The sequence below is a fragment of the Pseudomonas sp. Pse79 genome (assembly GCF_024519615.1).
GTDB lineage: Bacteria > Pseudomonadota > Gammaproteobacteria > Pseudomonadales > Pseudomonadaceae > Aquipseudomonas > Aquipseudomonas veronii.
The window spans coordinates 1-4577 of record NZ_JALJRR010000058.1 but is presented as its reverse complement, the minus strand read 5'-3'; the positions used below and the strand labels follow the sequence as shown (position 1 = coordinate 4577).

Genomic DNA, 4577 nt, shown 5'->3' with positions numbered 1-4577 from the left:
TTGTCGGGGCATTACAAATCCTTCGGCAAACCAGTGGCCTGCGTGGATGATCAAGTTCGCTGCAACCTGCATGGCATTACGCACATTATCGAAGGCGCTTCGGGTTCAACCATGGACGGCAAGCCTGTGGCGCTGCACGGCCATCGTTGCGCGTGTGGTTGCCAGTTGGTCAGCACCCTGCCGGCCACTTCAATGGTGGTTGCGCCATGAACCGTCCGCCTGAGTACCCCGACGTTATCGAACCGGGCGAGCCGCGTTGGCGCAGTTGGTGGTTGGGGTTGGCACTGCCGTGGGGAGTGCAGTCGGCCGTTTTGCTGATGCTGTGGCCCCAGGAGCAACCGCGCCTGGAATGGTGGCTGTGGAGCGCGGTGCTGCCGCTGTGCTGGGCGCTGATTTTGGCGGTGCGTGTGTTGGTGTGGCAGATCGAGCTGTTCAACCGCAAGGTGTATCTGCGCGCGCTGGAGGCCGCCATACAGGCTTGGTGGCAACGGCGCTCGCTGGGTTTACCGGTGCAGGATGTGTTGTTGCTCGGCCCGGCGGGTGACATGCAAGAAGACTACCTGAACTTGATGACAAGCGTCTCGCCACCCTTGGCGATACCCGGCGCTACACAGCCCATGTTGCGTTGCCCACTGTCGCTGAGCTTGATCAGCGAGCGTGAACCTGCACTGGCACGGCATCTCACCCGTTTAACCTTGGCCCTCCCGGGGTTGTCCGAGTGCTGGCCACAGCTGCGGGCAATTGCCTGGGTGGGGGATGAGAGCGGCCAGGCTGCTTTCGTTGAGGCGTTGGTCCGGGCGGGAGTGGTGTTGCCCGAGGCCCGTTTGCTGCTACAGAACCTGACTGATTTGGATGACCTGATCGATACCTTCCATCGCGATTGCCGTGGCGAGGACGACTGGTTGTTGTGCGCCGGCGTAGCGTCGGTGGCAAGTGCCGAAGAGGGCGAGCTGGGGGGTGAAGCGGGTTTCTTCTGGCGAGTGAGCTGGCAGGGGCGGCAGTTGGTGCATCGCGGTGAATACCTTGCAAGCCAGTCGCCCGTCGAGCTGTGTGCACAGATGCAGCGTTACGCCGGACTGCAATCTGCGCCGACCACCTGCCTGGCACTGGATCGAGCCAGCCAGGCTGCGTTTGTAGAGGGCGGTTGGTCGACGGTCGAACATCAACTGGCCGGGCAATGGGGCGTGCTGGCGCACCTGGCGCCGTTTATCGGGATGTCCCTGGCATTGCTGCAAGCGGGGGCGGCGGGTCAGCCCTGTGGTTGGCTGAGCCAGGATGGAAACCAACGATTGGCGATTGGAGTGGCGGTGCCTTATGGCAACAGTTAAGGACGTGGGTAAGGGCTCGTTGGTTCGTGTGGGGTTGGGCTATCTGCTGATCATGACGCTGCTGGTACTGCTCGGTGGTCTGTTGTATGGCTTGTGCAGCGGCTATCTGGGCTGGCCGAAAATGCCGCTCAAGCAATTGCTGCTGTGGGGGCTGGGGGTGTGGTTCGCGCTCTGCTGGTTCTGCCCGGTCATTTTGCTGGCCTGGGATCGTCTGGCGCTTCGCCAGGCACAGCAGGTCGTGAGGGCAGTCACCGAAACGCCGAACTCGCGATTGACCCGGGAACCCGCGTCGCCAGATGCGGTAAAAGTGCGCGAGCACCTACGCGAGCACTACGGCCTCTTCTGGCGCCACAAAACCCGCCTGCTGCTCATCATCGGCGAATCCACCGAAATCGAAGCCATCGCCCCCACCCTGGCCGCTCACCAATGGCTCGAAGGCCAAGGCACTGTCCTGCTGTGGGGCGGCAGTGCGCAGGCCGCGCTGGATCAATCATTCCCTGAGCGCTGGAGTGGGCTGAGCCGCTGGCGTGCGTTGGACGGGGTCGTCTGGGCGCTGAACGAAACCCAGGCCGCCGACGATGTCGCGATGGGCAAAGGTGTACGCCAGGTGCAGCGCCTTGCCCGTGACCTGCGCTGGCAGTTGCCGTTATCCCTCTGGCAGGTCTGCGGCAGTGCGTGGGCGCAGGACACGCGCAAAGCGCAGCCGGTGGGCTGTCAGTTGCCCGCACGCTTCTCGGCGGCGGCGTTGGACGCCGCGCTGAATCGTTTGCTGGAGCCTTTGCGTCGCGCGGGTTTGGCGCAGATGAACGCGGTGATGAAGGATGATTTTCTGCTGCGTCTGTCGCGAGATTTAAAGGGCGAGGGCATTGATCGTTGGCGTCACACCTTGGCGCATCTGGCCGGCGAATTTGCCCGTGGCGTGCCGTTGCGGGGGGTGTGGTTCAGCCTGCCGGTACAGCGCTCGCCGCATGATCAACAACAGGCGTGGTCGGTGGCCCCGGTGTGGCACGGCGTACTCGGCGATAACGCCCGTGGCCGCCGGCTGGGTTGGAGCATGCCGCGAGTTGGCTACGCGCTGGTGCTGGGTTTGGCGACGTTATGGGGAGCAGGACTGCTGCTGTCATTCATCAGCAACCGCACGCAGATCGCCCAGTTACACAGCTCGTTGTCGACCTTGCAACGCGCATCACAAGGCGACGAACAGCTCCTGGCCCTCCATGAACTGGTCCGCGAATTGGCGCGCCTGGATGATCGCGTTCAAGGCGGCGCTCCGTGGTATCAGCGCTTCGGCCTGAATCAAAACCCAGTGCTGCTTGAAACCGTGTGGCCGCGCTACGTCGAAGCCAACAACCGCCTGATCCGTGACCCGGCCGTCGCCGCTTTACGCCAGCAGCTCACGGCCCTGGTCAAGCTGGCCCCGGACAATCCCGAGCGCGCCGAACGCGCCCGTGCTGCCTACGACCAGCTCAAGGCCTACCTGATGATGGCGCGTCCGGCAAAAGCCGACGCCAGTCTGCTGGTGAAAACCCTCGGCGAAGTCGAGCCTTCACGCGCGGGCCTCTGGCAAGCCCTGGGCCCCACTCTGTGGCAGTTTTACGCTGAACACCTGGCCGCCAATCCAACTTGGCGCATCGACACCGACGCGCGGCTGGTCGCGCAAGTCCGGCAGGTCCTGCTCGGCCAACTGGGTCAGCGCAATGCCGAAGCCAATCTGTACCAACAACTGCTCGATGACGCCGCCCATCACTACCCGGCCCTGGGCCTGCCGCAACTGGTCGGCGACACCGACGCCCAGGCCCTGTTCACCACCGAGGCCAGCGTGCCCGGCGTGTTCACCCGCCAGGCCTGGGAAGGCTCGGTGCGCCACGCCATCGATGCGATCGCCGAGGCGCGCCGCGAGGAAATCGATTGGGTGCTCAGCGACCAACCTGCCGATGTCGACACCCGCCTGAGCCCTGACCAACTGCGCAACCGCCTCACCGAACGCTACTTCCAGGACTACGCCAGCGCCTGGCAGGATCTGCTCAACAGCCTGCGCTGGCAGCAGGCCGCGAGTTTCGATGAGTCAATCGACCAATTGACGCTGATGAGCGACGTGCGCCAATCGCCCTTGATCGCGCTGCTGAACAGCGTGGCCTACCAGGCGCAGGCGGGCAGCCGACCCCAGGCCCTGGCCGACTCGCTGGTGCAGTCTGCGCAAAAGCTGATCGGGCCGGACAAGGCTCCAGCGATCGAACCGTTGGCCCAGGCCGCCACGGGGCCGCTGGCGGCGACCTTCGGCCCGTTATTGGCGCTGCTGGACAAGTCCAACACGGACGGCCTCAGTCTCCCGGCCTTCCTCACCCGCGTGACACGGGTGCGTTTGAAACTGCAGCAGATCAGCACCGCGCCCGACCCGCTGGAAATGACCCAGGCCCTGGCACAAAGCGTGTTTCAAGGCCGCAGCATCGACCTCACCGACACCCAATCCTATGGCGCCCTGCTGGCCGCCAGCCTGGGCGCGGAGTGGGGCGGGGCGGCGCAGACGCTGTTCGTGCAGCCGCTGGAACAGGCCTGGCAACGCGTGTTGCAACCGTCCGCCGCGGGCCTCAACAGCCACTGGCAGCGCTCGATCGTCAGCCATTGGAACGCCGCCTTCGCCAGCCGCTACCCGTTTGCCGCCACCACCAGCGACGCCTCGTTGCCGATGTTGGGGCAGATGATCCGCGCGGACTCCGGGCGCATCGCACAGTTTTTACAGCAGCAATTGAGCGGCGTGCTGCGCAAGGAAGGTAGCCGTTGGGTAGCCGATCCGCGCCATAGCCAAGGCCTGCGTTTCGACCCACGGTTTCTGAGCGCGATCAATCAACTGAGCGAACTGGCCGATGTGCTCTACACCGACGGCGGCATGGGGCTGAGCTTTGAACTGCAAGGCAAACCCGTGCGCGACGTGGTGCAAACCACCTTCATCCTCAACGGCGACCGGCACCAGTACTTCAACCAGAAAGAAAACTGGCAGCGTTTCAACTGGCCGGGGCGCAGCGACTATCCCGGCGTGAGCCTCAGCTGGACCAGCGTGCATGCCGGCGAGCGGCTGTTTGGCGACTACCCCGGCACCTGGGGCCTGATCCGCCTGCTGGAAAACGCCCAGGTCACGCCATTGGACGACGGCAACAGCCGCTACCGCCTGGCCCTCAAGGCGCCCGACGGCCTGAACCTGACGTGGCACCTGCGCACCGAACTGGATGCGGGGCCGCTGGCGTTGCTCAA

Annotated in this window: 3 protein-coding genes; all 3 read left to right on the top strand. The window is 64.5% G+C overall.

The genetic code is table 11. From position 1 onward, the window contains the following. Positions 1 to 210 (top strand): PAAR domain-containing protein (locus NR164_RS30175; RefSeq protein ID WP_256823664.1); only part of this gene is annotated, 210 nt, incomplete at its 5' end. 107 nt (positions 211 to 317) lie between these two features. Continuing rightward, complete coding sequence (locus NR164_RS30170) at positions 318 to 1328, top strand: hypothetical protein (RefSeq protein WP_256823665.1); 1011 nt, start codon at positions 318 to 320, stop codon at positions 1326 to 1328. Next, positions 1315 to 4577 (top strand): ImcF-related family protein (locus tag NR164_RS30165; protein WP_256823663.1); only part of this gene is annotated, 3263 nt, incomplete at its 3' end. The genes NR164_RS30170 and NR164_RS30165, both read left to right, overlap by 14 nt.